The organism is Pseudomonas sp. PSE14, from assembly GCF_029203285.1.
Classification (GTDB): Bacteria; Pseudomonadota; Gammaproteobacteria; order Pseudomonadales; family Pseudomonadaceae; genus Pseudomonas.
Genome location: NZ_CP115669.1, coordinates 53,625 through 76,690 on the forward strand (window position 1 = coordinate 53,625; position 23,066 = coordinate 76,690).

At 66.8% G+C, this 23,066-nt stretch carries 25 protein-coding genes; 13 read left to right on the top strand and 12 right to left on the bottom strand.

Annotated features, from left to right (window positions below; all coding sequences use genetic code 11):
* Positions 1 to 155: 155 nt before the first annotated feature.
* From O6P39_RS00250 to O6P39_RS00265, 4 genes are all read left to right on the top strand, one after another.
* Positions 156 to 1,046, top strand: a complete 891-nt coding sequence (locus tag O6P39_RS00250) for a LysR family transcriptional regulator (protein WP_275609498.1) — start codon at positions 156 to 158, stop codon at positions 1,044 to 1,046.
* Between the two features lie 107 nt (positions 1,047 to 1,153).
* The gene (locus O6P39_RS00255) at positions 1,154 to 1,369 is read left to right on the top strand and encodes a dodecin (RefSeq protein ID WP_017518905.1); all 216 of its coding nucleotides are present in this window, start codon (positions 1,154 to 1,156) and stop codon (positions 1,367 to 1,369) included.
* 145 nt (positions 1,370 to 1,514) lie between these two features.
* Positions 1,515 to 1,736, top strand: a complete 222-nt coding sequence (locus tag O6P39_RS00260; RefSeq protein ID WP_275609499.1) for a DUF1161 domain-containing protein — start codon at positions 1,515 to 1,517, stop codon at positions 1,734 to 1,736.
* A gap of 147 nt (positions 1,737 to 1,883) precedes the next feature.
* Positions 1,884 to 2,120, top strand: coding sequence for a DUF1161 domain-containing protein (locus tag O6P39_RS00265; RefSeq protein WP_275612046.1), 237 nt, complete (start codon positions 1,884 to 1,886; stop codon positions 2,118 to 2,120).
* 201 nt (positions 2,121 to 2,321) lie between these two features.
* Here O6P39_RS00265 and O6P39_RS00270 read toward each other — a convergent pair whose 3' ends face one another.
* Together O6P39_RS00270 and O6P39_RS00275 are read right to left on the bottom strand one after the other, a co-directional pair.
* Positions 2,322 to 2,747, bottom strand: a complete 426-nt coding sequence (locus tag O6P39_RS00270; protein ID WP_275609500.1) for a hypothetical protein — start codon at positions 2,745 to 2,747, stop codon at positions 2,322 to 2,324.
* A gap of 62 nt (positions 2,748 to 2,809) precedes the next feature.
* Positions 2,810 to 3,226, bottom strand: a complete 417-nt coding sequence (locus O6P39_RS00275; RefSeq protein ID WP_275609501.1) for a hypothetical protein — start codon at positions 3,224 to 3,226, stop codon at positions 2,810 to 2,812.
* A gap of 68 nt (positions 3,227 to 3,294) precedes the next feature.
* Here O6P39_RS00275 and O6P39_RS00280 point away from each other — a divergent pair, with 68 nt between their 5' ends.
* Entirely contained in the window at positions 3,295 to 4,383 is a 1,089-nt protein-coding gene (locus tag O6P39_RS00280; RefSeq protein WP_275609502.1) for an aminopeptidase, read from the top strand.
* A gap of 136 nt (positions 4,384 to 4,519) precedes the next feature.
* Here the strand turns inward: O6P39_RS00280 and O6P39_RS00285 are convergent, their stop codons facing one another.
* Both O6P39_RS00285 and O6P39_RS00290 read right to left on the bottom strand, forming a co-directional pair.
* The gene (locus tag O6P39_RS00285; RefSeq protein ID WP_275612047.1) at positions 4,520 to 6,043 is read right to left on the bottom strand and encodes a 3-hydroxyacyl-CoA dehydrogenase; all 1,524 of its coding nucleotides are present in this window, start codon (positions 6,041 to 6,043) and stop codon (positions 4,520 to 4,522) included.
* A 47-nt stretch (positions 6,044 to 6,090) separates the two neighbouring features.
* Positions 6,091 to 7,722: an AMP-binding protein gene (locus O6P39_RS00290; protein ID WP_275609503.1), complete on the bottom strand. Its 1,632-nt coding sequence runs from the start codon at positions 7,720 to 7,722 to the stop codon at positions 6,091 to 6,093.
* A 208-nt stretch (positions 7,723 to 7,930) separates the two neighbouring features.
* On the opposite strand from O6P39_RS00290, the gene O6P39_RS00295 reads away from it, so the two are divergent.
* Entirely contained in the window at positions 7,931 to 8,716 is a 786-nt protein-coding gene (locus O6P39_RS00295) for an IclR family transcriptional regulator (RefSeq protein WP_275609504.1), read from the top strand.
* Between the two features lie 783 nt (positions 8,717 to 9,499).
* Here the strand turns inward: O6P39_RS00295 and O6P39_RS00300 are convergent.
* The 4 genes from O6P39_RS00300 to O6P39_RS00315 form a co-directional block, all read right to left on the bottom strand.
* Positions 9,500 to 10,630 (bottom strand): acyl-CoA dehydrogenase, encoded by a 1,131-nt coding sequence (locus tag O6P39_RS00300; RefSeq protein ID WP_275609505.1) that lies wholly within the window; start codon positions 10,628 to 10,630, stop codon positions 9,500 to 9,502.
* A gap of 10 nt (positions 10,631 to 10,640) precedes the next feature.
* Positions 10,641 to 11,831 carry an acyl-CoA dehydrogenase family protein gene (locus O6P39_RS00305; RefSeq protein ID WP_275609506.1) on the bottom strand — a complete coding sequence of 397 codons (1,191 nt, stop codon included), beginning with the start codon at positions 11,829 to 11,831 and terminating at the stop codon, positions 10,641 to 10,643.
* Between the two features lie 10 nt (positions 11,832 to 11,841).
* Entirely contained in the window at positions 11,842 to 13,932 is a 2,091-nt protein-coding gene (locus O6P39_RS00310) for a 3-hydroxyacyl-CoA dehydrogenase NAD-binding domain-containing protein (RefSeq protein ID WP_275609507.1), read from the bottom strand.
* 167 nt (positions 13,933 to 14,099) lie between these two features.
* On the bottom strand, positions 14,100 to 14,384 hold the full coding sequence (locus O6P39_RS00315) for a hypothetical protein (RefSeq protein WP_275609508.1): 285 nt from the start codon (positions 14,382 to 14,384) through the stop codon (positions 14,100 to 14,102).
* Between the two features lie 164 nt (positions 14,385 to 14,548).
* On the opposite strand from O6P39_RS00315, the gene O6P39_RS00320 reads away from it, so the two are divergent.
* Complete coding sequence (locus O6P39_RS00320; protein ID WP_275609509.1) at positions 14,549 to 15,499, top strand: alpha/beta hydrolase; 951 nt, start codon at positions 14,549 to 14,551, stop codon at positions 15,497 to 15,499.
* 1 nt (position 15,500) lies between these two features.
* Here O6P39_RS00320 and O6P39_RS00325 read toward each other — a convergent pair whose 3' ends face one another.
* Together O6P39_RS00325 and O6P39_RS00330 are read right to left on the bottom strand one after the other, a co-directional pair.
* Complete coding sequence (locus O6P39_RS00325) at positions 15,501 to 15,956, bottom strand: GNAT family N-acetyltransferase (RefSeq protein WP_275609510.1); 456 nt, start codon at positions 15,954 to 15,956, stop codon at positions 15,501 to 15,503.
* 43 nt (positions 15,957 to 15,999) lie between these two features.
* Positions 16,000 to 16,917 carry a LysR family transcriptional regulator gene (locus tag O6P39_RS00330; RefSeq protein ID WP_275609511.1) on the bottom strand — a complete coding sequence of 306 codons (918 nt, stop codon included), beginning with the start codon at positions 16,915 to 16,917 and terminating at the stop codon, positions 16,000 to 16,002.
* Between the two features lie 97 nt (positions 16,918 to 17,014).
* Between O6P39_RS00330 and O6P39_RS00335 the strand changes: the two genes are divergently transcribed.
* Positions 17,015 to 17,302, top strand: a complete 288-nt coding sequence (locus O6P39_RS00335) for a DUF2218 domain-containing protein (RefSeq protein WP_275609512.1) — start codon at positions 17,015 to 17,017, stop codon at positions 17,300 to 17,302.
* A 245-nt stretch (positions 17,303 to 17,547) separates the two neighbouring features.
* Here the strand turns inward: O6P39_RS00335 and O6P39_RS00340 are convergent, their stop codons facing one another.
* Both O6P39_RS00340 and O6P39_RS00345 read right to left on the bottom strand, forming a co-directional pair.
* Positions 17,548 to 17,829: a type II toxin-antitoxin system RelE/ParE family toxin gene (locus O6P39_RS00340; RefSeq protein ID WP_275609513.1), complete on the bottom strand. Its 282-nt coding sequence runs from the start codon at positions 17,827 to 17,829 to the stop codon at positions 17,548 to 17,550.
* On the bottom strand, positions 17,826 to 18,053 hold the full coding sequence (locus O6P39_RS00345) for a CopG family ribbon-helix-helix protein (protein WP_275609514.1): 228 nt from the start codon (positions 18,051 to 18,053) through the stop codon (positions 17,826 to 17,828). Before O6P39_RS00345 ends, O6P39_RS00340 begins: the two co-directional genes overlap by 4 nt.
* Positions 18,054 to 18,317: 264 nt before the next feature.
* Between O6P39_RS00345 and O6P39_RS00350 the strand changes: the two genes are divergently transcribed.
* The 5 genes from O6P39_RS00350 (at position 18,318) to O6P39_RS00370 (ending at position 22,832) form a co-directional block, all read left to right on the top strand.
* Complete coding sequence (locus O6P39_RS00350) at positions 18,318 to 19,703, top strand: sodium:solute symporter (RefSeq protein ID WP_275609515.1); 1,386 nt, start codon at positions 18,318 to 18,320, stop codon at positions 19,701 to 19,703.
* Between the two features lie 26 nt (positions 19,704 to 19,729).
* Entirely contained in the window at positions 19,730 to 20,686 is a 957-nt protein-coding gene (speB, locus tag O6P39_RS00355; protein WP_275609516.1) for an agmatinase, read from the top strand.
* Between the two features lie 75 nt (positions 20,687 to 20,761).
* Positions 20,762 to 21,688 (top strand): LysR family transcriptional regulator, encoded by a 927-nt coding sequence (locus O6P39_RS00360; protein WP_275609517.1) that lies wholly within the window; start codon positions 20,762 to 20,764, stop codon positions 21,686 to 21,688.
* Positions 21,685 to 22,416: a phytanoyl-CoA dioxygenase family protein gene (locus tag O6P39_RS00365; protein ID WP_275609518.1), complete on the top strand. Its 732-nt coding sequence runs from the start codon at positions 21,685 to 21,687 to the stop codon at positions 22,414 to 22,416. Before O6P39_RS00360 ends, O6P39_RS00365 begins: the two co-directional genes overlap by 4 nt.
* Before the next feature lie 14 nt (positions 22,417 to 22,430).
* Positions 22,431 to 22,832 (top strand): GFA family protein, encoded by a 402-nt coding sequence (locus O6P39_RS00370; protein WP_275609519.1) that lies wholly within the window; start codon positions 22,431 to 22,433, stop codon positions 22,830 to 22,832.
* Positions 22,833 to 23,066: the final 234 nt, after the last annotated feature.

A 23,066-nucleotide genomic window follows, 5' to 3' on the forward strand; every position in this document is an offset into this window, starting at 1 on the left:
AGGCTCCTGTGGGGTCGTGATGCGGGAGCGCCCGGCGGGCGCTTTCGCGGACAGCGTCCGCTCCTGCGAATGGTGCTCAGGATACGGCTGCGCGAGGGGCGGGAAAAGCGATAAGATTGCTTCAACCTGTCAGAAAAACTCACGGATTGATCGCCATGAGCCGAGACCTTCCCCCGCTCAATGCCCTGCGCGCCTTCGAGGCCGCGGCGCGTCTGCGCGGCGTGAGCCCGGCGGCGGACGAGCTCAGCGTCACCCACGGCGCGGTGAGCCGGCAGATCCGTCAGTTGGAGGAGGACCTGGGCGTCACCCTGTTCGTCAAGGACGGACGCGGCGTAAAACTCACCGATGCCGGCCAGCGCCTGAGCGAAGTCGCCAGCGATTCCTTCGAACGCCTGCGCAGTGTCTGCTCCGAGCTGCGCCGCCAGGCCGACGGCAATGCGCCCTTCGTGCTCGGCTGTCCGGGCAGCCTGCTCGCCCGCTGGTTCATCCCGCGTCTGGACCGGCTGAACCGCGACCTGCCCGGCCTGCGCCTGCAACTGTCGGCCAGCGAGGGCGAGATCGACCCGCGCCGCGCCGGTCTCGATGCCACCCTGCACTTCGCCGAGCCGCCGTGGCCGGCGGACATGCAGGTGCACGAACTGGCGGTGGAGCGCGTCGGTCCGGTGCTCAGCCCGCGTTACTCGCGCTTCGCCGAACTCTGCGCGGCGCCGGCCACCGCGCTGATGGACGAGTCTCTGCTGTACACCACCTCGCGCCCGCAGGCCTGGCCGGCGTGGGCGACCAACAGTGGCCTGGACGCCGGCGCCTTGCGCCTCGGGCAGGGGTTCGAACACCTCTACTACCTGCTGGAAGCGGCGGTGGCCGGCCTGGGCGTGGCCATCGCGCCGCAGCAGGTGGTGGCCGACGATCTCGCCGCCGGTCGCCTGGCTGCGCCCTGGGGCTTCGTCGAAACCCGCGCGCGGCTGGCGCTCTGGGTGCCCGCGCGGCTACCCGACCGGCGCGCGGTGCTGCTGGCGGACTGGCTGCGCGGCGAACTGAAAGTCTGAGCGAGTCTGCGGCTTGCGCCGTTTGCCCTGAGTCCACCCCTCTACTAGTGTCCTAGGAAGGCGCTGGCACTCTGCCTGTGCCGCGCGGCGGATACAGGAGAGCGGACATGTCGAATCATCACACCTACAAGAAGATCGAACTGGTTGGATCCTCGCGCACCAGCATCGAGGACGCCATCAACAACGCCTTGGCCGAGGCGGCCAAGAGTATCGACTTCCTGGAGTGGTTCGAGGTGGTCGACACCCGCGGGCACATCGAGAACGGCGCGGTGGGTCACTATCAGGTGACCATCAAGGTGGGCTTCCGGATCGCCAACAGCTGAGGGCGGTCGGGAAACCGCGACTGACCCTCCGACTTTTGTCATGCGTGTCTGCGATGCTCGCAGCGCGTCTTGAGCGGTGCACCGGGTTTGCCCGGTTTTCGGCCCGGCTGGGCCTTTTTCTGTGAATGGCGAGGGAGCGTTAACGATGAAGAAGTTTCTGTTGGCCGTGGGGGTCTTCGCACTGGCGGGTAATGTCCTGGCTGCCGGCAAACCGTGCGAGGAGCTGAAATCGGAGATCGACGCGAAGCTCAAAGCCAAGGGCGTCACCTCCTACACGCTGGAGATCGTCGACAAGGGCTCTGCTACCGACAAGAAGGTCGTGGGCACCTGCGATGGCGGCACGAAGGAAATCGTCTACTCGAAGTAAACCCTGCGCAGTGGATGAACTGGCCGGGAGCCCGCATGGGCCCCGGCCTTTTTCTTGGCTGCCCTCCCGGCACTCTGTCGCCCGGCGGTGGTCCACCGTTAGGATAGAGTGCCCCGCGTGGGGGTATGACGAGGGATTGCGATGACGATGAAATGGGCCGTGGCGACAAGCGTGGCGTTGCTGCTGGTGGCGCCGGCGAGCTGGGCGGTGCCCAAGTCGTGCGAAGAGCTCAAGGCGGAGATCGAGACCAAGATCCAGGCCGCCGGGGTGACCTCCTACACCCTGGAGATCGTGGACAAATCCGAGGTGAAGGATCCGAGCATGGTGGTCGGCAGCTGCGACGGCGGGAAGCGGCGGATCATCTACCAGAAGAACGACAGCTGACGAACGCCGGATTGTTCTTCTGAGTAGGAGCGGGGAATTGCCCCTCACCCCAGCCCTCTCCCAAGGGGAGAGGGAGCCGTTCGTGCCGGCTGGAGCTGTGGTTTCAACCTGCGCCGACCAGTCCCCTCTCCCGTCGGGAGAGGGTTAGGGTGAGGGAAAATAGTCGGCACGCGATGTCCCCGCGATCCATCCGTTCGGCGCCTAGAACGGCCCGCAGCTCACCGCTCCCTGGAAGTCCGTCTTCGCCACCAGCGTTCCGCTGGCATCGGTCAGCAGCGCCAGGGCGCTGCGCAGCTGCGGGCGCAGTTCCAGGCGGTAGCGCTGGCCCGCGGCGAAGCCGTCGTAGGTCACCTTGACCCGGCAGGTCAGCTCCGAGGGCTCGTTGTTCGGGCCCATGCCGCCGCCGGCGGGGACTTCGTACTGGAAGCGCACCACCAGGTCGTGGCGGCCGGGCGTCACCTGGAAATAGCGCCCGTCGTTGACCGACTTGCCGTCCAGTCGCTCGGCCATCAGCGTCTTGCCGGGCGTGGTGTAGAGGTCGACCCAGGCCAGCTGCGGGTCGTGGGCGGGCAGCGGGCCGGCGCAGGCCCCCAGCAGGGCGAGGGCGAAGAGCAGACACAGGCGCATGACGGTTCACCGTGGCGAAGGAACGATGGCCACAGCATAACCCCGTGCCGGCTCGGCGAGGGTCAGGCGCGATCGCAACCGCGCTCGCGGCCCCGGGCGATTTCGTTGGATTGCGCGTCATACAGCTTGGCCCAGGGGCGGAAGCCGATGCTGCCGGTTTCCAGGCGATAACGCTGGCCGGCGGCGAAGTCCTTGTACTTCACCGTCATCTCGCAGTCGCGCCAGAGCGCTTCGTCCACCGGGCCGATATCCACCGGTTCGACCTGGAACTGGAAGCGCACGCGCAGCTCGTGCTGCCCCGGATCGACCTCGAAGTAGCGCGAGCTGGGCCACTCCTTTTCGTCGACTTTCGTCGCCGCGAGGTCGCTTTTACTGTTGGTGTCCAGGTCGATCCAGGCGCGGTTCGGGTCGGGCTGAGGCAGCAGCAGGGAACAGCCGCTCAGGGCGAGCAGGCTGATGGCAGTGAGAACGGCGCGCATCGGGGGGGACTCCTGGGTAGGTTACGTCGTGCCAGCGGGCGGACCAGGCGCTGTGCTATGTTCCGCGCATGCCCTTCCGCCTTCTTATCCCGACACTCGACCGTCGCCTGTGCCGCTGGGTTCCCTGCCTGGCGATCTGGGCGCTGAGCGGTTGTTCCACGGTGAGTTATTACGGGCAGCTGGCCGATGGGCAGCTGCGCCTTCTGGCCGCCCGCGAACCGGTCTCGGAGGTCGTTGCCGACCCCTCCCGCGACCCGGTGCTGCGCCGGCGCCTGGAGCAGTCCCAGGAGGCGCGCGCCTTCGCCGTCGCCGCGCTGGGCCTGCCGGATAACCAGAGCTACCGCCTCTATGCGGATATCCACAGGCCCAACGTGGTGTGGAACGTCTTCGCCACCCCGGAGCTGTCGCTGCGGCCGGTGACCCACTGCTTCCCCATCGCCGGCTGCGTGGCCTACCGCGGTTACTACGGCGAGGCCGGCGCGCAGGGCGAGGCGAAGCGGTTGCAGGAACAGGGAATGGACGTCTACGTCGGCGGCGTCGAGGCCTACTCGACCCTCGGCTGGTTCAACGACCCGATCCTCAGCAGCATGCTGCGCTGGGGCGACCAACGCCTGGCCGAGACCATCTTCCACGAGCTGGCGCACCAGAAGTTCTACCTGCCGGGCGACACCGCCTTCAACGAATCCTTCGCCTCCTTCGTCGAGGCCGAGGGTGGCCGTCGCTGGCGCGCCGCGCGTGGTCTGGCGGACGAGTCGCCGCAGCTGGAAGCGCAGCGCAAGCGCTTCACCCAGCTGGTGCTCGATACCCGCAAGCGCCTGCACACGCTCTACGCCAGCCCGCGCAGCGACGCCGAGAAGCGCGCCGGTAAGGCGGCGGAATTCGAGCGCCTGCGCCGCGAGTACCGCGAGCTGTGTGATCACGAATGGGGCGGCAAGGCGCCATTCGACAACTGGGTCAACGGCCCGCTGAACAACGCCAAGCTGCTGCCCTTTGGGCTCTACGACCAGTGGGTGCCCGCCTTCGCCGCACTGTTCGCCCAGGTGGGCGGCAACTGGCCGGCGTTCTATGCGCGGGTGGAAAAGCTCGGGGCGATGCCGCCGGCGCAGCGCACGGCAGCGCTGGAGAGGCTGCTGGCGGGGCAGCGGGTGGCGTTCTGACGCCGCCGCCGCTTTTCGTAGGAGCGAGCTCGCTCGCGAACGGACTGCCCGGCAGCTCCAGTGTTGGGCGGTTCGCGAGCAAGCTCGCTCCTACAGGCCGCCGCCGGCGTCGATTTCGGTCATCGTTCCCACGGAGTCACTCCGCCCGATCGGGACTGTGCAGCGGCAAATCCAGCTGCACCCGTCGACGCAGCCAGGGGCTGGGCCGGTAGCGCGCTTCGCCGTAGCAGGCCTGCAGACCCTGGAGGATGGTGAGGATGCGCGCCGCGCCGTAGTGTTCGCCGAAGGCCAGCGGGCCGAAGGGATAACCCAGCGCCAGTTGCACCGCGCGGTCCAGCGTCACCGGCGTGGCGATGCCGCGCTGGGCAATCTCGCAGCCCAGGTTGACGATGCTGGCGACCACCCGCTGGCTGATGAAACCGGGTGAATCATTGATTACTTCCACCGGCACGCCGTCGCTGCCCAGCGCCTGCCGGGCCTGGATCTCCAGTTTCGGGTCGAGGGCGGGTTGGCGCATCAGTACGCGGCGGCGGTCCAGGTCGGTGAAGGTTTCCAGCGCCAGGCTGCGCTCGGGCGGCAGGCCCAGGGCGTCGATGCAGGTGGCGGCGTCCGTCCCCAGCGGGGTGACCAGGCAGATGGCGCGGGACGAAGGCGCTTCACTGGTTTCCAGTACCACGCCGCCGAGGGTGAGGATCGCGGCGATGCGGTGGCGCAGCTCCGGGTCCTGGCTGTCGAGCCAGTACGGACGGTTCAGCAGTACCGGCTCGGGTTGTACCTCCACCTCGTGCAGCGGCTGGCCATCGCGGTAGCGGTAGAAGCCTTCGCCGGTCTTGCGCCCGAGCAGTCCGCCGGCCACGCGTTGGGCCGCCAGCGGTGACGGCGTGTAGCGAGGGTCCTGGTAGAACTGCTGGTAGAGCGATTCCATCACCGCGTGGGAGATATCCAGGCCGGTCAGGTCGAACAGCTCGAACGGCCCCATGCGGAACCCCGCGCCGTCGCGCAGGATGCGGTCGACCTGCGCCGGGGTGGCGATGCCTTCGCCGAGGATGCGCAGCGCCTCGGTGCTGAAGGCGCGGCCGGCGTGGTTGACGATGAAGCCGGGGCTGTCCGGCGACACCGCCGGGAAGTGCCCGGCCTGCTCGGCCAGGCGGCTCAGGCGGCGCACCACGGACTCCTGGGTGCGCTGGCCGCGAACCACTTCGACGATGCGCATCAAAGGCACCGGGTTGAAGAAGTGGAAGCCGGCGACCCGTTCCGGATGCTGGCAGCGGGCGGCGATGCGGGTGACCGACAGCGACGAGGTGTTGCTCGCCAGCACGGCGTCGGGCGCCACGCGTTTTTCCAGTTCGGCGAGCAGCGCCTGCTTGGCACCAAGGTCCTCGATGATGGCTTCGATCAGCAGGTCGCAGTCGGCCAGCTCGTCCAGGCTGTGGGTCGGCAGCAGGCGCTGCAGGGTCCCGGCCAGCGCCTCGGGGCTGAGCTTGCCCTTGGCTACCGAGCGTTCCAGCAGCTCGCGGTTGAAGGCCAGCGCCTGCTCCACGGTCTGCGGATTGCTGTCGTACAGGCGCACCGGCAGGCCGGCCGTGGCGAACAGTTGGGCGATGCCACGGCCCATGGCGCCAGCGCCGATCACGCCGATGCGGTTGAAGGACTCGGTCATGCTGCGAATCTCGTCGTGCGAACCTGCTTCAACCATAGACGCTTCGGTCATGCGTTGGTCCCTTTGGCCAGTTCGAGATCGCGCAATTGGCGGCGTAGCAGTTTGCCGACGCTGGTCTTGGGCAGCTCGTCGAGCACCTCGACGAAGCTCGGCACCTTGTAGCCGGTGAGGTGCTCGCGGCAGTGGGCGATGATCGCTGCCGTATCCAGCGCGGGGTCGCGCAGGCTGACGAACAGTTTCACCGCCTCGCCCTTGCGCTCGTCCGGCACGCCGATGGCCACGCACTCGCGCACGCCGGGGTGGCGCATCACCGCGTCTTCCACTTCGTTGGGAAACACGTTGAAGCCCGAGACCAGGATCATGTCCTTCTTGCGGTCGACGATCTTCAGCATGCCGTTGGCGTCCACTTCGGCGATGTCGCCGGTTTTCAGCCAGCCATCCTCGGTCAGCACCTGGGCGCTCTCCTCCGGGCGCCGCCAGTAGCCCTGCATCACCTGCGGGCCGCGTAGCCACAGCTCGCCGGGCTGGTCGGGGCCGGTGTCGGCTCCCTCCTCGTCCACGGTGCGCAGCTCGGTGTCCACCAGCGCCTGGCCGACGTAGCCCTCGCGATACGGGCTCAGCAAGGTGCCGGTGGAGACCACCGGCGAGGCCTCGGTCAGTCCGAAGCCTTCACGCACCGGCGCGCCGGTCAGCGCTTCCCAGCGCCGGCCCACTTCGCGGTTCAGCGGCGCGCCGCCGGAGGTCACCCATTTCAGGTGGCTGAAGTCGATGCCGGCGAAATCCGGGTGGTTCATCAGGCCGACGAACAGGGTGTTGATCCCGCTCATCAGGGTGAAGGGATAGCGGCGCATGGCGGTGAGGATTTCATCGAGGTTGCGGCCATCGCGGATGAACACCGTGTGCAGGCCCATGCCCACCGAGGACAGGCAATTCGTGGCGAAGGCCATGATGTGGTAGAGCGGCAGCGGCGCGATGCGCACGTCGCTGGCCGGGTCCAGCAGACCCGGTCGCATGAACAGTTCGAGGGTCTGGATGACGTTGGCGATCAGGCTGCGATGACTGAGCATCGCGCCCTTGGAGACACCCGTGGTGCCGCCGGTGTATTGCAGCAGCGCGAGGCGGTCGAGGCCCGGCTCGGCGTCTACCGGCGGCGCCCCGGCGCCCAGGCGCAGGGCCTGCTGGAAGCGCACGCAGTCGGCGTCTTCGCAATCGAATTGCGGGCGCTCGATGTCGTCGATCGAGGTCAGTAGAACCTGCCGCACCTCACTGTGCGCCTGCACGCCGCGCAACAGTGGTAGCAGGCGATCGAGCAGCAGGATGGCGCTGGCGCCGGAGTCGGCCAGTTGGTGGCGCAACTCGCCGGCGGTGTACTGCGGATTGGTGTTCACCAGCACCACGCCGGCCTTCAGCGCGCCGAAGGTGGCGATGGGGTACTGCAGGGAGTTGGGCAGCATCAGCGCCAGACGCTCGCCCGGTTGCAGGCCGGCGTGGTGGCGCAGGTAACGGGCGAAGGCGTCGGCCTGGCGCTCCAGCTCGGCGAAGCTCAGGTGGCTGTCGCCGCAGGAGAACGCGGAGCGTTCGGGGAAATCGCGACAGGCATCGCGCAACAGGTCGTGGAGATTCTGGTAACCGTGGCGGGCAATCTCGTTGGCCACGTATCCGGTTGCAATGGCAGGCATCGACTTCTCCGTTTCTTCGCTTCGATTGGCTCTGAGCTTTGAATTGTTGTTCTGCACAGCGAAACATCGTGTCGAAATCGATGGTATGCGATAGGCTTCCCCGGTGCAACGAGCACATTCGGACCGCTGCGGGGCGAGGGGCCGATCTGCTATCGTTCGCCCGCGCCGCCAGCGGCGCCCGTCATCCAGATTCCCCCGCCGAGGCCCCATGAGCGACGACGTCGAAGACAGCAGCAACCCCAAGGACCGCAAGTTCGTCGAGGCCCTCGCCCGCGGGCTGGACGTGCTGCGCGCCTTCACCCACGGCTCGGTGGTGCTCGGCAACCAGGAAATCGCGCGGATCACCGGGCTGCCCAAGCCCACCGTGTCGCGCATGACCTACACCCTGACCAAGCTGGGCTACCTGTGCTACTCGCAGCAGCACGAGAAGTACCAGCTGGATTCCGGCGTGCTGGCGCTGGGGTATGCCTACGTTTCCAACCTGCGCGTGCGCCAGCTGGCCAAGCCGTACATGGATGCCTTTGCGCGACGCACCAACACCACGGTCGGCCTGACCTGCCGCGACTGGCTGTCGATGATCTACGTGGAGAACTGCCGCCCGCCGGAGGCGACTTCCCTGCGCATGGACGCTGGCGTGCGTCTGCCGCTGGCCACGACCGCCGCGGGCCGCGCCTACCTGGCGGCGACGCCGGAGCAGGAGCGCGAGCATCTGCTGTCGGCCTTGCAGGAGCGCCATGAAGGCGACTGGTCTGCAATGCGTGCTTCGCTGGAGGCGTCCTTCGAGGAATACCGCGAGCACGGGTTCTGCCTGTCCCTGGGCGACTGGGACCGGAATGTGCGCGCCGCTGGCGTGCCGCTGCGCCTGGCCGACGGTGGGCTGATGGCGCTGACTTGCGGGGCGCCGTCGTTCCAGTTGAGCGAAGAGACCCTGCGTGGGTCGCTGGCGCATGAGCTGGAGATGCTGGCGCGGGATATCGAGAGTCTTGGGGCCTGATATTCCCTGACCGGGAGAGCGGCTTTCGTAGGAGCGAGGGGGCGCCTAGCTCTTCTCCGCGAAATCTATCGCGCCTGACTTGGTGCTCTATGTGAACGCCGGCGTCATGCGCTCATGTAGGAGCAACTGTCTTCTACCGGGCTAATCCCTGCCTGCGCTTCCCCCTCACCCCAGCCCTCTCCCAGAGGGAGAGGGAGCCGTCCGTGCCGGCTGACGCCATGGTTTCATCCTGCACCGAACAGTCCCCTCTCCCGCTTGCGGGAGAGGGTTAGGGTGAGGGGCCTTTGATCTTGTAGGAGCGGACTCCGTCCGCGATGTGTCTGCCTCACGCCTGGTTTCCCGCGTCGCTTCGGCGTGCGCGCTGGCTTCTTGTTTCGCCCCCTCGGGCGACCTCCTTTGGCAAACGACCCAAAGGAGGCAAAGGTCTTGCCCCTGCATCCGGCCCCGGCTTCGCCGGGGTGATTCGCTTCGCTCACCCTTCGGGCCAGCCTTCGGCTGTTACTTCGCTGCGCTTCGTTTCCCTCGCTCCATCGAAGTTTCAGGGGCACGCGTCGACGGGCTATCCATGGCCCGACGACGCTCTCGCGGCATCCATGCCGCTCAACCCCTGAAACTCCGATTTCACTCGGCCTCCTGAAGGGGCGGTTCGGAGTGCGCGGATGTTTCTCTGGAAACCGCATTGCACTTCTGTAGGAGCGAGCTTGCTCGCGAACCGCTCAGCGCCGGAGCTGCCGGTGAATCCGTTCGCGAGCAAGCTCGCTCCTACAAGGGCAGGTGGATGCGTTACGCCACCTCCATCAACCCCGCATACACCTTCAAATGATGATCATCGTCCCCCAGCTGATGGCTGAGCATCACCAGCCGCTTGGCGTGGTGCGCCAGCACGTATTCCCAGGTCATGCCGATGCCGCCGTGCAGTTGGATCGCCTGCTCGGCCACGTAGCGCGCCGCGCGGGTGACGATGAATTTGGCGGCTGCCAGGGTGCGGCTGCGCTCGGCGCTGTCGGGTTGGTCGGCGACGCAGGCGGCGAGAATGGCCATGCTGGTGGCCTGTTCCAGCTCGCTGCGCATGTCCACCATGCGGTGCTGCAGCACCTGGAACTTGCCGATCGGCACGCCGAACTGCTTGCGCGTCTTCAGGTAGTCCAGGGTCAGTGCGCAGGCTTCCTGCAGGCTGCCGAGGGCTTCGGCGCACTGCGCGGCAATCGCCCTGCCCTGTTGATAACGCAACGCCGGTAGCGCCTCGCCGGGTGTGCCGACGGCTTCACCAACGGCACCGTCGAGGAACAGCTCGCAGGCGCGCTGGCCGTCCACCGTCGGGTAGTCGCGGCGACTGACGCCGGTCTGCTGCGGGTCGACCAGGAACAGGCCGATGCCTGCTTCGTCCCGCGCATTGCCGGCGACTCGCGCCGAAACGAGGATCGCCGTGGCGCTCTGCCCGCCGATCACCACTGCCTTGCGGCCGCTCAGTTTCCAGCCGTCGCCGGCCTGCTCCGCGCGGGTCTGCACGTCGTGCAGCTGGTAGTGGCTCTGCAGCTCTTCCAGGGCCACCGCCAGCTGCGCCTCGGCGCTGGCGATGCGCGGCAGCCAGTGGTCCTTCTGCACGTCGCTGCCCAACTGGGCGATCAGGCCCCCAGCGTGCACCACCGATTGCAGGTAGGGCTCCAGGCACAGACCGCGGCCCAGTTCGGTGAGCACCAGCAGGCTTTCCACGCCGCCGCCGAAGCCACCGTGGCTTTCCGGCAGCGACACCGAGGTCAGCCCCAGCTCGCCGAGCTGGCGCCAGAACTCGGCGCTATAGCCCAGCTCGCTCTTGCTGAACCCCTCACGCTTGTCGAACGGGTAGGCGTCGCGGACCAGGCGGGCCGCGGTGTCCTGCAGCATCTGCTGCTCTTCGCTCAGTTTGAAGTCCATGGTCAGCCCCTCACAGCTCGAGAATCATCTTGGAGACGATGTTCTTCTGGATTTCGTTGGAGCCGCCGAAGATCGACAGCTTGCGCAGGTTGAAGTACTGGCTGGCCGGTGCCGCCGAGTAGTCCGCGTGCAACGGCTCGGCGCCCAGCTCGAATTCGTCCTCGATGAAGGGCAGCGCATAGGGGCCGAGGACCTTGCGCAGCAGGTGGCTGATGGCTTGGCGAATCTCGGTGCCCTTCACTTTCAGGATCGAACTCTCCGCGCCCGGCACGCCGCCTTCGCGGGCGGCGGCGAGGATGCGCAGGGTGCTCATCTCGATGGCCATCAGCTGCATTTCCACTTCCGCTACCTGTGCGCGGAATAGCGGGTCTTCGAGCATCGGCTTGCCGTCACACAACTCGCGGCGGGCCACGCGCTTGAGGTGCGCGAGCACCGCCTTGGACGCGCCGATGCCGGCGAGGCCCGTGCGCTCGTAGGTGAGCAGGTACTTGGCGCAGGTCCAGCCTTCGTTCTCGCGGCCCACCAGGTTTTCCACCGGTACGCGCACGTTGTCGAAGAAGACTTCGTTGACCTCATGCTCGCCATCCAGGGTGATGATCGGGCGCACGGTGATGCCAGGGGATTTCATGTCGATCAGCAGGAAGCTGATGCCGCGCTGCTGCTGCGCTTCCGGGTCGGTGCGCACCAGGCAGAAGATCCAGTCGGCGTGCTGGCCGAGGGTGGTCCAGGTCTTCTGGCCGTTCACCACGTAGTGGTCGCCGTCGCGCACCGCGCGGGTCTTCAGGCTGGCGAGGTCGGAGCCGGCGCCCGGCTCGGAGTAGCCCTGGCACCACCAGTCGGTGCCGTCGAGGATGCGCGGCAGGTAGTGCGCCTGCTGCGCGGGCGTGCCGAACCTGATGATCACCGGGGCGACCATGTTGACGCCGAAGGGGATGGTGCGCGGCGCGCCGAAGGCGGCGCATTCCTCTTCGAAGATGTGCTTCTGCACGGCGTTCCAGCCGGTGCCGCCGAACTCCACCGGCCAGTGCGTGGCGTACCAGCCCTGCTCGGCGAGCACGCGCTGCCAGCGCTGGTGGTCGCCCTTGTTCAGGTGTTTGCCCAGGCGCACCTTGGTGGCGATGTCCTGGGGCAATTTGCTTTCGAGGAAGGCGCGGACTTCGTCGCGGAACGCCAGTTCGTCAGGGGTGAAATGGATGTCCATGGCAGGTCCTCTACAGATCGGCGAAGCGGCGGCCTTCGGCCACCAGACGTTCGAGCAGTGGCGCGGGTTGCCACCAGGCGCCGAGGCGCTGGTGGAACTCGCGGATTCGTTCGAGTACACGAGCAAGGCCGACGCTGTCGGCGTAGAACAGCGGGCCGCCGCGCCAGGCGGGGAAGCCGTAGCCGTTGAGGAAGATCACGTCGACATCGCTGGCGCGCTGGGCGATGCCTTCGTCGAGGATGTTGGCGGCCTCGTTGATCAGCGAGTAGATGCAGCGCTCGACGATCTCCTCATCCTCTACCGGCGCGCGGGTGATGCCGCGGCCGGCGGCAGCCTGCTCCAGCATGGCCGGCAGCGCCGGGTTGTCCTGCACGGTGCGGCCTTCGCCGTACTGGTAGAAGCCGGTGCCGCTCTTCTGCCCGAGCATGCCGGCGGCGATCAGGTGGTCGAGCACGGTAGGCAGCGTCTGGCCGGGCTTGAGGTTCGGTCGCTGCCGCGCGCGGATCGCGTGGCTGATGTCCAGGCCGGACAGATCGCGCACCGCCAGCGGCCCCATGGCCATGCCGAAGGCGCGCAGCGCGCGGTCCACCTGCGCCGGTGTGGCGCCCTCCTCCAGCAGGAATTCGGCTTGACGGCCGTACTGGAAGATCATGCGGTTGCCGACGAAGCCATCGCACACACCGACCACCACCGAGACCTTCTTCAGGCGCTTGCCCAGTTGCATGGCGGTGGCCAGCACGGCATCGCTGGTGGCCTTGCCGCGCACGACTTCGAGCAGGCGCATGACGTTGGCCGGGCTGAAGAAGTGCAGGCCGACCACGTCCTGCGGACGCTGGGTGAAGGCGGCGATTTCATCGAGGTCCAGCGAGGAGGTATTGCTGGCGAGGATTGCGCCGGGTTTGCACACGGTGTCCAACTGCTCGAAGACCTGGCGCTTCACGTCCAGGCTCTCGAACACGGCTTCGACCACCACGTCCACGTCGCCTAGCGCGGCGTAATCGAGCACGCCGCTGATCAGGGCCATGCGCCGCTCCAGCTCTTCCGCGCTCAGGCTGCCGCGCGCCACGCTGGCGGCATACAGGCTGCGGGCGCGGTCGAGGCCGCGCTGAAGAGCTTCGTCGTTCACTTCCAGCAGCTTCACCGGGATGCCGGCGTTGGCGAAGCAGAGGACGATGCCGACGCCCATGGTGCCGCCGCCGATCACCGCGGCGCTGCGTACGTCGCGCGGCTGGGTGTCGGCGGCGAGGCCTTCGACCTTGGCGGCATCGCGCTCGGCGAAGAAGGCGTGGATCTGCGCGGCGCGTTGCGGCGATGCCATGCACTGCTGGAACAGCTCGCGCTCGCGGGCCAGGCCTTCGCGCAGCGGCAACTGCGTCGCGGCTTCCACTGCGTCGATGCAGCGCAGCGGCGAGAACTGGCCGGGCAGGCGCTTCTGCACCTCGCCGCGCTTGTGGGCGATCAGCGCGGCCACGCCGGCTTGCTGCACGCGTTCATTGCGCTCGCCGGTGCGGCGCGGGCCTTTGCCGCCTGCCAGCAGGCGCCGGGCGAAGGCGAGGCCGGCTTCGATCAGGTCGCCGTCGAACAGTTCGTCGATGATGGTGTTGTCCAGGGCCTCGGACGCGCGGATCGGCGCGCCGCTGACGATCATGTCGAGGGCCTTTTCCACACCCGCCAGGCGCGGCAGACGCTGTGTGCCGCCGGCGCCGGGCAGCAGCCCGAGCTTCACTTCCGGCAGGCCGACCTGGGCGTCGCGACGAGCGATGCGGTAGTGGCAGGCCAGGGCGACTTCCAGGCCGCCACCCAGGGCGGTGCCGTGGATCACGGCGACGCTGGGCTTGGTCGCGCTTTCGATGGCCTCGACCACTTCCGGCAGTAGGGGTGCCTGGGGCGGTTTGCCGAATTCGCGGATATCGGCGCCGGCCATGAAGGTGCGCCCGGCGCAGACCAGCACCACCGCGCGCACCTGCGGATCGGCCTCGGCCTGCTGGAAGGCGGCGTGCAGGCCCGCGCGGACGGCATGTCCGAGGGCGTTCACCGGTGGGTTGTCGACCGTGACCAGGGCAATCTCGCCCCGGCGTTCGAGCTGTACCGCTTCTGACATGCTGTGCTCCGTTTAGAGTTGTTTTAACGGAATTATGTTTCGCTGTGCAGAATACGATGCAGTTTTTTATCGATTGATTGCAAGGCTTTTCGTAGGAGCGAGCTTGCTCGCGAACGAACCCGCTGCAAAGCGATTCGCGAGCAAGCTCGCTCCTACAGGGATCTCCGTCAGGGCCTCTGCGTGCTTCCAGCGACCAGCAGGTCGCCGTGCAACTCGCAGTAGCACTCGTCGTTCCAGCCATAGTGAGGATCGCGGCAGATCGAATGTCGGACAGGGCCGGCATTGCCGGGTTTGCGCGTTTTCAAGTTGTCGCGCAAGGCCGCGTAGATCGAGCCGGGTTGCGGCCAGTCGGTGCGCACGGGGCCTTCGCCGAGCTGGTTGCCGGCGCGCAGTTCGGCCCTCAGGATGGCATCGAGTTCCGGGCAGAGCTGGGCGGTGGGTTGGCGTCTCATGGGAGTCCTTCCTGGAGAGAATCTATTGTGGCGCCGGACATTATCCGCCCTTTCCCGCACTGCATCGCCGAGTGGAAAGGTCCCTCCATTCGCCTGGTGAATAGGGTTCGGCCGGCACTCCGGACTTGGCATAGTGAAGCTCACCCTCTGCAGGAGCGCGCGCCATGAACGAGTTCGAACACCAGCTGCTGGCGGTCAACGGCATCCTGCTCAGCCTGTACAGCGCCGGCCCGGCGGATGGCAAACCGGTGTGGCTGCTGCACGGCTTTCCCGAGTGCTGGCATTCCTGGCAGCACCCGATGCGCGCCCTCGCCTCCTCCGGTTATCGCGTGTTCGTCCCGGAGATGCGCGGCTATGGCCAGACCAGCGCGCCGGATGCGGTGGACGCTTACGATCTACTGACCCTCTGCGCAGACATCCAGAGCGCGATGGATGCGCTGGGGCATTCGCGGGTGGCGATGGTCGGGCATGACTGGGGCGCGCCGGTGGCCTGGCACCTGGCGCTGTTGGAGCCGCAGCGGGTGGAGGTTCTGGCGACGCTGTCAGTACCCTTCGCCGGCCGCGCCAAGCGTCCGCCGGTGGAGATCATGCGGGAGGTGTTCGCCGGTAGGTTCTTCTACATCCTCTACTTCCAGGAGCCGGGCCGCGCCGAGGCTGAGCTGGATGCGAACATCGCCCTGAGCCTGCGCCACTTCCTCGGCGACAACGTGCACCTGGCGCCGGACCAGTCCCCCGATGGCCGCCTGTTCGATGGCCTGCCACCGCCACCGGCGCATCCCGCCTGGTGCAGCGCCGAGGATTTCCAGTACTACGTGCGCACCTTCGAGGGACGCGGCTTCCACGGCGCGTTGAACTGGTACCGCAACTTCGAGCGCAGCTGGCAACTCACCGCGCCGCTGGCGGGGCGCAAGGTCGAGCAGCCGACGCTATTCCTGATCGGCGACCGCGACCCGGTCCGCCGCTTCGAGGCGTATACCCTGCAGCGCATGCCCGAGCATGTGCCGAAGCTGGAACAGCATGTGCTGGAAAACTGCGGCCACTGGATCCAGAACCAGCAGCCGGCGCGGGTCAATGCGCTGCTGGGCGACTTCCTCGCCCGGCATTACCCAGCCTGAATCAGGCGCTGCGGCGCATGCCGATGTGCGGGATATCGTCTTCCAGGTAGACCTCGGTGACCGGAGCAAAGCCGTAGCGGCCGTAGTAGCCCTGCAGGTGCGCCTGCGCCGAGAGATAGATCGGCAGCCCCGGCCAGCGCTGGGCGATAGCCTGCAGCGCCTGCTCCATCAGTTCGTGCCCCAGGCCCTGGCCACGGCCCTGCGGGGCGATCACCACGCGGCCGATGACCACGTCGCCCTCGTGACGCTCGGGGTCCAGCAGGCGCAGGTAGCCGAGCAGTTGACCACCCTCCTCCACCATCAGGTGGCAGGTGTCGCCGATGAGGTCGAGGCCATCGACTTCCTGGTAGGGGCATTTCTGCTCGACCACGAAGACTTCGGTGCGCAGGCTGAGGATGGCGTACAGCTCTTCCTTGCTCAGGTCGCTGTGGTGCTTGCAGGTCCAGTTCCGGGCCATGCTGGGTACTCCTGTCGATGGGGGCGTCATGGTAGCGCGTCGCTCAGACCGGCGCCTGGAAGCGCAGGCGCGACGAGCCGCCGAGGTGACGGCGCAGCGCCTCGATGGCGACCTTGACCTTGGCCGGCTGCGCGTCGCGTCGCGGCGTGACCGCGTAGATGCCGAACGGCGGCAGCGTCCAGTCCGGCAGCAGGCGTTGCAGCCTGCCCTCCTCCAGCGCCTCGCACACTTCCGGTTCGGGCTGCGCGGAAACGCCCAGGCCGTCGAGGGTGAACTGGCGCAGGGCGATCATGCTGTTGGCAGCCACGCGCGGCTCCAGGCGCAGCTTGCAGAGCTCCCCGCCCGGGCCGCTGAAGTTCAGGTAGCTCTGGTGCGCCACGGTATTGAGGGCCAGCCAGTCGACGCCCTGCAGTTGCTGCGGATGGTCGATCGGCGGCAGGCGTCGCAGGTAGGACGGCGCGGCGCAGATGACGTTGTTCCACTCGGCCAGGTGACGCGCCACCAGGCTGGAGTCGGACAGGCTGCCGACGCGGATGGCGAGGTCGATGCGCTGCTCGATCAGGTCGATCTGCTCATCGTGGAAGAACAGCTGCAGGCGCAGTTGGCGGTGGTTTTCCAGCAGCGGACGCAGGGCCTCGGTGATCAGCTGGCCGGAGAAGCCCACTGGGGCGGCCAGGCGCAGTTCGCCGACTGGCGCCTCGCGCCATTCGCCCAGGCGTTGTTCGGCTTCCTCGGCGATTGCCAGCATCTGCGCGCAACTGCGGTAGAAGGCCTCACCCGCCTCGGTCAGGGTCAGCTTGCGGGTGGTGCGGTGCAGCAGCGTCACCTGGGCGTGGGCTTCGAGCTTGCGGATCTGCTGGCTGACCGCCGAGGGCGTCATGCCCAGGCTTTCGGCGGCGGCGGCCATGGAGCCGCGGGCCACTACGGTGGCGAAGACCGCCATGCCCTTGAGGTTGTCCATTGTGAAGCTCCGCTTAAGAGTGAAAGGCAAATTAGCCGGTTTTTCCCTGGATTTCCTTCGCCTAGCATGACAACTCCCGAAAAAGGAGAAGAGAACGATGCCGCTAAGCCGTGCCACTGTCGCCACCCCTGACGCCGCGCGCTACCTCAAGCGCCTGTGCAACCACTTCGCCCACAAGTTGCCGGTCGAGCTGACCGATGATCGCGGCGTGCTGCGTTTCGATTTCGGCACCTGCCGCCTGCACGCCACGCCAGACGCCTTGCTGATGGACGCCGAGGCTGCCGATGCGCAGGCACTGGAGCGCCTGCAGAACGTGGTGGTCAGCCACCTCGATCGTTTCGCCTGGAAAGAAGGGCAATTGCCGGTCAATTGGCAGGCTGCCTGACCCGCCTTCGAAAAAAGCCCGCAAAAACGAAAAAACCCGGCCTTGGCCGGGTTTTTTGTTGCCTGGAAAAAGGCAGTCGTCGCTCAGCGTGAATGACTAACTCAGTCTTATTTGTTTGTATTTTGTTCATATCATTTAGAAATGAACATTAAATGACCCAATATGCATTCTAAGGTTATTTGTATGCTTTTTGATCAAATCGAAAAGTCAATACTTTGAAATATTTTGTAACCGTGTGGCCACTTTTACCCCGAGTTATCCACACGGTCGATGCGCAAAATCTGTACAGAACGCCCCTTTACCCGGTAGGCGGCCTGGTAGGGCCAGCGCTCCACCGGCAATTCCCGGACGCCGGGCACTTCGCTGGGCACGCCGCTGCTGCTCAGGTCGAGGTTCGCCAGCGGACGAACCTGCTCGACGATGTCCTGGATGGCCCGCAGCGCCTTCTCCGGGCCGATCAGCACGACGTAGTGGTCATAGATGGCGTCCAGGTCGCCCGCCGCCTTGTGCGTCCACTTCAGGCTCATGCCAGCCCCCACTTGGCTTCGATGACGGCGTGTTCCAGCAGGTGGCCGGCATCGGCGTCTGCCACGCCTTCATCGATGGCCGCGACGTGCCAGCTCTGGCGCTCCAGGTACTGCGCCAGGGCCTGGCGCAGGTGATACGGCCGGTCCCGGTGGGTGGCGCGGGCCAACTGGTCCAGGGCCTGGACGAGGGCGTCATCGGCGCGGAAGGAGACAACGGTGGTCACTTTTCGTACAGTTCCGTTTACGCTGTATACAGTGTTTACAACGATAACATACGTATACGAATCAAGCACTTGGCGGGGTAGAAGTTTTTTCCCGACGGGAGCCGGAGGAGGGGGCAAAGCCCCGTCTGGCAAGGGCTGACGGGGCACTTTCGCGGCAGCGAAAGTTGGCTTCAGGCTTTGGGGATTTGCCGGGAGGAGGTGGCGGATCAGGCTTTTCCGGGCAACGGCCTGCGTCCCACACAACTACAACAGGAGCCTCCCGCCATGTTGCTCGATTACCTGATCATGCTGGTCTACGCCCTGGGCATGCTCGCCCTGGGCTGGTACGGAATGCGCAAGGCGCGCAACCAGACCGACTTCCTCGTGGCGGGGCGCCGCCTTGGCCCCGGTCTCTACCTGGGCACCATGGCGGCCGTGGTGCTGGGCGGTGCGTCCACCATCGGTACGGTGAAGCTCGGCTACCTCTACGGGCTGTCCGGCCTGTGGCTGGTGTTCATGCTGGGCCTGGGGATCATCGTCCTCAGCCTGGTGTTCTCGCGGCAGATTGCCAGGCTGAAGGTCTACACCGTCACGCAGATCCTGGAGCAGCGCTACCAGGCGTCCTCGCGACTGATCGGTGGCATCGTCATGGTGGCTTACGACCTGATGGTGGCGGTCACCGCGACCATCGCCATCGGCTCGGTGACCGAGGTGGTCTTCGAGATCCCGCGCATCCCGGCGATCCTCTGCGGTGGTGGCATCGTCATCGTCTATTCGGTGATCGGTGGCATGTGGTCGCTGACCCTCACCGACATCATCCAGTTCGTGATCAAGACCCTCGGCATCTTCGCCGTGCTGCTGCCACTGTCGATCCACGAGGCGGGCGGCCTGTCGCGTATGCAGGAAGTGCTGCCGGCGGGCTTCTTCGACCTCGGGCACATTGGCCTGGACACCATCCTCACCTACTTCCTGCTGTACTTCTTCGGCGCGCTGATCGGCCAGGACATCTGGCAGCGCGTGTTCACCGCGCGCAGCGAGAAGGTGGTGCGCTACGCCGGCCTCGGCGCGGGCATCTACTGCATGCTCTACGGCCTGGCCTGCGCGTTGATCGGGGCCGCCGCCCACGTGCTGATTCCCAACCTCGCGGTACCGGAGAACGCCTACGCCGAGATTACCCGCCAGGTGCTCGAACCCGGCCTGCGTGGATTAGTGGTCGCGGCGGCGCTGTCGGCCATCATGTCCACCGCATCGGGCTGCCTGCTGGCCGCCGCCACGGTGTTGCAGGAGGACGTCTACGCGCGCTTCCTGCGTCCCGGCGCGCCCAACGGCCTGCGCGAGAGCCGCCTGTTCACCCTCCTGATGGGCGTGGTGATGCTGGCCCTGGCGTGCCTGGTCAACGACGTCATCGGCGCCCTGAGCATTGCCTACAACCTGCTGGTCGGCGGGCTGCTGGTGCCGATCCTCGGTGCGCTGCTGTGGCGCCGCGCCTCGGCGCGCGGAGCGATCGCCAGCATCGTGGTCGGCAGCCTGGTGGTGGTCCTGTTCATGGCCATCGACGGCGTGCTCGCCAACACCCCCATCGCCTATGGCCTGCTCGCCAGCCTGGTCACCTTCGTGGTGGTCAGCCTCGCCGGCGAGCCGGCCGCCAGCCTGCAGGCGCAGGCCGACTGACCCCTTCACCCAGCAGGAGACCCGACATGTCCCATGACTTCCCGCAACCCCTGGACGCCGCCGAGATTCCCCGCTTCGCCGGCATCCCCAGCTTCATGCGCCTGCCGATCTTCGAGGACCCGGCACAGTTGGACATCGCGCTGCTCGGCGTGCCCTGGGATGGCGGCACCACCAACCGCGCCGGCGCCCGTCATGGTCCGCGCGAGGTGCGCAACCAGTCGAGCCTGATGCGCAAGGTGCACCACGTCAGCCACATTGCGCCCTACGACTTGGTGCGCGTCGGCGACATCGGCGATGCGCCGGTGAATCCCATCGACCTGCTGGATTCGCTCAAGCGCATCGAGGGCTTCTACCGGCGTATCCATGCCGCGGGGGCCATCCCGCTGTCGGTGGGCGGCGACCATCTGGTGACCCTGCCGATCTTCCGCGCGCTGGCCGCCGAGCGGCCCATCGGCATGGTGCATTTCGACGCCCACTCCGACACCAACGACCGCTATTTCGGCGATAACCCGTACACCCACGGCACGCCGTTCCGCCGCGCCATCGAGGAAGGGCTGCTGGACCCGAAACGTACCGTGCAGATCGGCATTCGCGGCTCGATCTATGACGCAAACGACGAAGCCTTCGCTCAGGAATGCGGCATCCGTGTGATCCACATGGAAGAGTTCGCCGACCTGGGTGTCGAGGCCACCCTCGCCGAAGTGCGCCGGGTGGTGGGGCAGGGGCCGACCTACGTCACCTTCGACGTCGACGTGCTCGATCCGGCCTTCGCGCCGGGCACCGGTACGCCGGAAATCGGAGGCATGACGACGCTGCAGGCGCAGCACATGATCCGCGGCCTGCAGGGGCTGAACCTGATCGGCGCCGACGTGGTGGAGGTCTCGCCGCCGTTCGACCAGGGCGGGGCGACCGCGCTGGTGGGCGCCACCATGATGTTCGAGCTGCTCTGCGTACTGGCCGACTCGATCGCTGCGCGCCGTTGACCGCCATGGGGGTTCACGTGGCGGCGCCCTCGGCGCTATAACGAAAGGCCTGCGCCCGCCGCCGCGAGAACTCCCATGCTGGGCAATCTTTCCGATATCGACCTGCGCCTGCTGCGCATCTTCTGCACCATCGTCGAGGCGGGTGGCTTCACTGCCGCCCAGGTGCGCCTGAATACCAGCCTGTCGCGCTTGAGTGTGCTGGTGCGCGACCTCGAACTGCGCCTGGGCTATTCGCTCTGCCGGCGCGGCAGCAGTGGCTTCCAGCTGACCGAGGAAGGAGAGCAGCTCTATGAGGCGGCGCTCGGATTGTTCGTCGACATCGAGCGCTTTCGCGAGCAGGTGACAGGACTGGGTGGACGCGACCGCGAGGTGCTGCACCTGGGCTGCGTCGACGGCGTGCTCGGCCAGCAGTGCTGGCCGTTACCGCTGGCGATCCGGCTGTTCCGCGAGGGCAATCCGCGGGTGCGCCTGAACCTGCACACCCAACGTCCGGACGAGCTGGAAAACGCTGTGCTGGAAGAGCGCCTGCAGCTGGCCATCGGCGCCTTTCACCATCGCCTGTCCGGGCTCCGTTACCAACTGCTGTTCCGCGAGGAGCAGAACCTGTATTGCGCCCGCGAGCATCCGTTCTTCGAGCGTGCGGAAGACGAGCCGTCGCTGGAGCAGATCTGCGCCGCCGAGTACGTCGGACGTGGCTACATGGCCGAGAGCCGGCGTCCGCACGGCCTGGTGTTCAGCCACACCACCAATGCCTACAGCATGGAAGCCATCGCCAACCTGGTGTTCAGCGGTACCTTCATCGGCTACCTGCCGACCCACTACGCCAGCGAGTGGGTGGCCGAGGGGCGCCTGCGCGCGATCCGTCCGGCGCAACTGGCCTATGTCTCCGACTTCCATTGCGTGACTCGCCAAGGTGCGGAGCCGGGGGAGGCGCTGGGGGCGTTCCTCGATGCGCTGGCGCGCGCCCAGGCCGAGCTGGGAAGCGGAGTGTGCGCCCCATGAGCCCTTTGCAGGCCCTGCACGAGGATGGCTTCGTCCTGCTGCGCGGCCTGCTGGATGCTGCGCGGATAGCCGAGGTGCGTGGGCTGATCGATGGCCTGCGACCGCTCCACTGGGACTATGAGGGCCTGGTGGATCATTACAAGTGTGTGTTCAACCGCTCGCCGCTGTGGCTGCCGTATCTCGACCCGCCGGGCCTGATCGAGGTGGTGGAAGCGGCGCTGGGCGGGGATTGCCATGTGATCGGCCAGACGGCCTGGCGCTGCCATCCCGGCTTCATCGGCGCGGAGATGCACCAGGACTACCTGCCCGTCGCGCTGCCGGAGCAGGTGCTGGCAGCGGGATTCGACCTGCCGATGTTCATCACGACCGCACAGATCTACCTCGACGACATCGACGAGGCGCTGTGCCCGACCTGGGTGATTCCCGGCAGCCATCGAGCCGGCCGCGCGCCGGCGCCCGATGAGCGCGAATGGCAGGGCAGGGCCGCCAGACCGGTGCTCTGCCAGGCCGGCGACTGCCTGCTGTTTCGCAGTGACCTGTGGCACGCCGGCAGCCGCAACCTGAGCCAGCGCACGCGTTACCTGCTGCAGGTGCACTATGGCCGGCGCATGGTTGCGCAGAAGTTCTCGCCCTATCTGGACTGGGCCTTCAACCCGGAGGTGCTGGCGGCCTGTACGCCACGACAGCGGCGCCTGCTGGGCGACCACGAGGCCGCCGAATACGACTGAACCAGGAGGACTCCATGGCTGCTGTGCATGCCGGTGGCTGCCATTGCGGGCAGGTCCGCTACGAATGCGACGCCGAGTTGAACGACGTCGCCCATTGCCACTGCTCGATCTGCCGGCGCACCACCGGCGGCATCGTCACCACCTGGGCCACGGTGCCGCTGGGGAGTTTCCGCTGGACCGCCGGCACACCGGCCGAATACCGCTCTTCGCCGCCTTGCGTGCGCTACTTCTGTGTCAACTGCGGGGCGCAGCTGGCGCTGTTCACTGACCTCGCACCGGACACCCTGGACCTCACTACCGCGACGTTGGATGACGTGGCCGAGGTGCTGCCGAACCGGCATATCTGGGTGAAGAGCCGGCTGCCATGGATTCATCTGGATGAGCAACTGCCTGAAGAGCGTGAAGAGAAGCTCTGAGGCCAGTGGCAGGGGATTTCGCACATTGCCGCGATTCGGCCGAAGTCGCCTGGGTTCGTGTAGGGCGTATAACGTTCGACGTTATACGCCGGTTATCCCCGATTTCCGGGCGCTCCGAGCGTAGCCCTGGCACGGGGGCAGTTGCGGTGCATCGGCGTACAACCGCGAACGGTTGTACGCCCTACCGTGGAGATCCGCGCGTAGGAGCGGACTTATCCGCGATACGGCTTGAGA

What these genes read in the sequence shown, in the direction of transcription:
- O6P39_RS00250 (WP_275609498.1), top strand. Translation starts at nt 156, where the DNA reads ATGAGCCGAGACCTTCCCCCGCTCAATGCCCTGCGCGCCTTCGAGGCC.
- O6P39_RS00255 (WP_017518905.1), top strand. Translation starts at nt 1,154, where the DNA reads ATGTCGAATCATCACACCTACAAGAAGATCGAACTGGTTGGATCCTCG.
- O6P39_RS00260 (WP_275609499.1), top strand. Translation starts at nt 1,515, where the DNA reads ATGAAGAAGTTTCTGTTGGCCGTGGGGGTCTTCGCACTGGCGGGTAAT.
- O6P39_RS00265 (WP_275612046.1), top strand. Translation starts at nt 1,884, where the DNA reads ATGAAATGGGCCGTGGCGACAAGCGTGGCGTTGCTGCTGGTGGCGCCG.
- O6P39_RS00270 (WP_275609500.1), bottom strand. Translation starts at nt 2,747, where the DNA reads ATGCGCCTGTGTCTGCTCTTCGCCCTCGCCCTGCTGGGGGCCTGCGCC.
- O6P39_RS00275 (WP_275609501.1), bottom strand. Translation starts at nt 3,226, where the DNA reads ATGCGCGCCGTTCTCACTGCCATCAGCCTGCTCGCCCTGAGCGGCTGT.
- O6P39_RS00280 (WP_275609502.1), top strand. Translation starts at nt 3,295, where the DNA reads ATGCCCTTCCGCCTTCTTATCCCGACACTCGACCGTCGCCTGTGCCGC.
- O6P39_RS00285 (WP_275612047.1), bottom strand. Translation starts at nt 6,043, where the DNA reads ATGACCGAGTCCTTCAACCGCATCGGCGTGATCGGCGCTGGCGCCATG.
- O6P39_RS00290 (WP_275609503.1), bottom strand. Translation starts at nt 7,722, where the DNA reads ATGCCTGCCATTGCAACCGGATACGTGGCCAACGAGATTGCCCGCCAC.
- O6P39_RS00295 (WP_275609504.1), top strand. Translation starts at nt 7,931, where the DNA reads ATGAGCGACGACGTCGAAGACAGCAGCAACCCCAAGGACCGCAAGTTC.
- O6P39_RS00300 (WP_275609505.1), bottom strand. Translation starts at nt 10,630, where the DNA reads ATGGACTTCAAACTGAGCGAAGAGCAGCAGATGCTGCAGGACACCGCG.
- O6P39_RS00305 (WP_275609506.1), bottom strand. Translation starts at nt 11,831, where the DNA reads ATGGACATCCATTTCACCCCTGACGAACTGGCGTTCCGCGACGAAGTC.
- O6P39_RS00310 (WP_275609507.1), bottom strand. Translation starts at nt 13,932, where the DNA reads ATGTCAGAAGCGGTACAGCTCGAACGCCGGGGCGAGATTGCCCTGGTC.
- O6P39_RS00315 (WP_275609508.1), bottom strand. Translation starts at nt 14,384, where the DNA reads ATGAGACGCCAACCCACCGCCCAGCTCTGCCCGGAACTCGATGCCATC.
- O6P39_RS00320 (WP_275609509.1), top strand. Translation starts at nt 14,549, where the DNA reads ATGAACGAGTTCGAACACCAGCTGCTGGCGGTCAACGGCATCCTGCTC.
- O6P39_RS00325 (WP_275609510.1), bottom strand. Translation starts at nt 15,956, where the DNA reads ATGGCCCGGAACTGGACCTGCAAGCACCACAGCGACCTGAGCAAGGAA.
- O6P39_RS00330 (WP_275609511.1), bottom strand. Translation starts at nt 16,917, where the DNA reads ATGGACAACCTCAAGGGCATGGCGGTCTTCGCCACCGTAGTGGCCCGC.
- O6P39_RS00335 (WP_275609512.1), top strand. Translation starts at nt 17,015, where the DNA reads ATGCCGCTAAGCCGTGCCACTGTCGCCACCCCTGACGCCGCGCGCTAC.
- O6P39_RS00340 (WP_275609513.1), bottom strand. Translation starts at nt 17,829, where the DNA reads ATGAGCCTGAAGTGGACGCACAAGGCGGCGGGCGACCTGGACGCCATC.
- O6P39_RS00350 (WP_275609515.1), top strand. Translation starts at nt 18,318, where the DNA reads ATGTTGCTCGATTACCTGATCATGCTGGTCTACGCCCTGGGCATGCTC.
- speB (WP_275609516.1), top strand. Translation starts at nt 19,730, where the DNA reads ATGTCCCATGACTTCCCGCAACCCCTGGACGCCGCCGAGATTCCCCGC.
- O6P39_RS00360 (WP_275609517.1), top strand. Translation starts at nt 20,762, where the DNA reads ATGCTGGGCAATCTTTCCGATATCGACCTGCGCCTGCTGCGCATCTTC.
- O6P39_RS00365 (WP_275609518.1), top strand. Translation starts at nt 21,685, where the DNA reads ATGAGCCCTTTGCAGGCCCTGCACGAGGATGGCTTCGTCCTGCTGCGC.
- O6P39_RS00370 (WP_275609519.1), top strand. Translation starts at nt 22,431, where the DNA reads ATGGCTGCTGTGCATGCCGGTGGCTGCCATTGCGGGCAGGTCCGCTAC.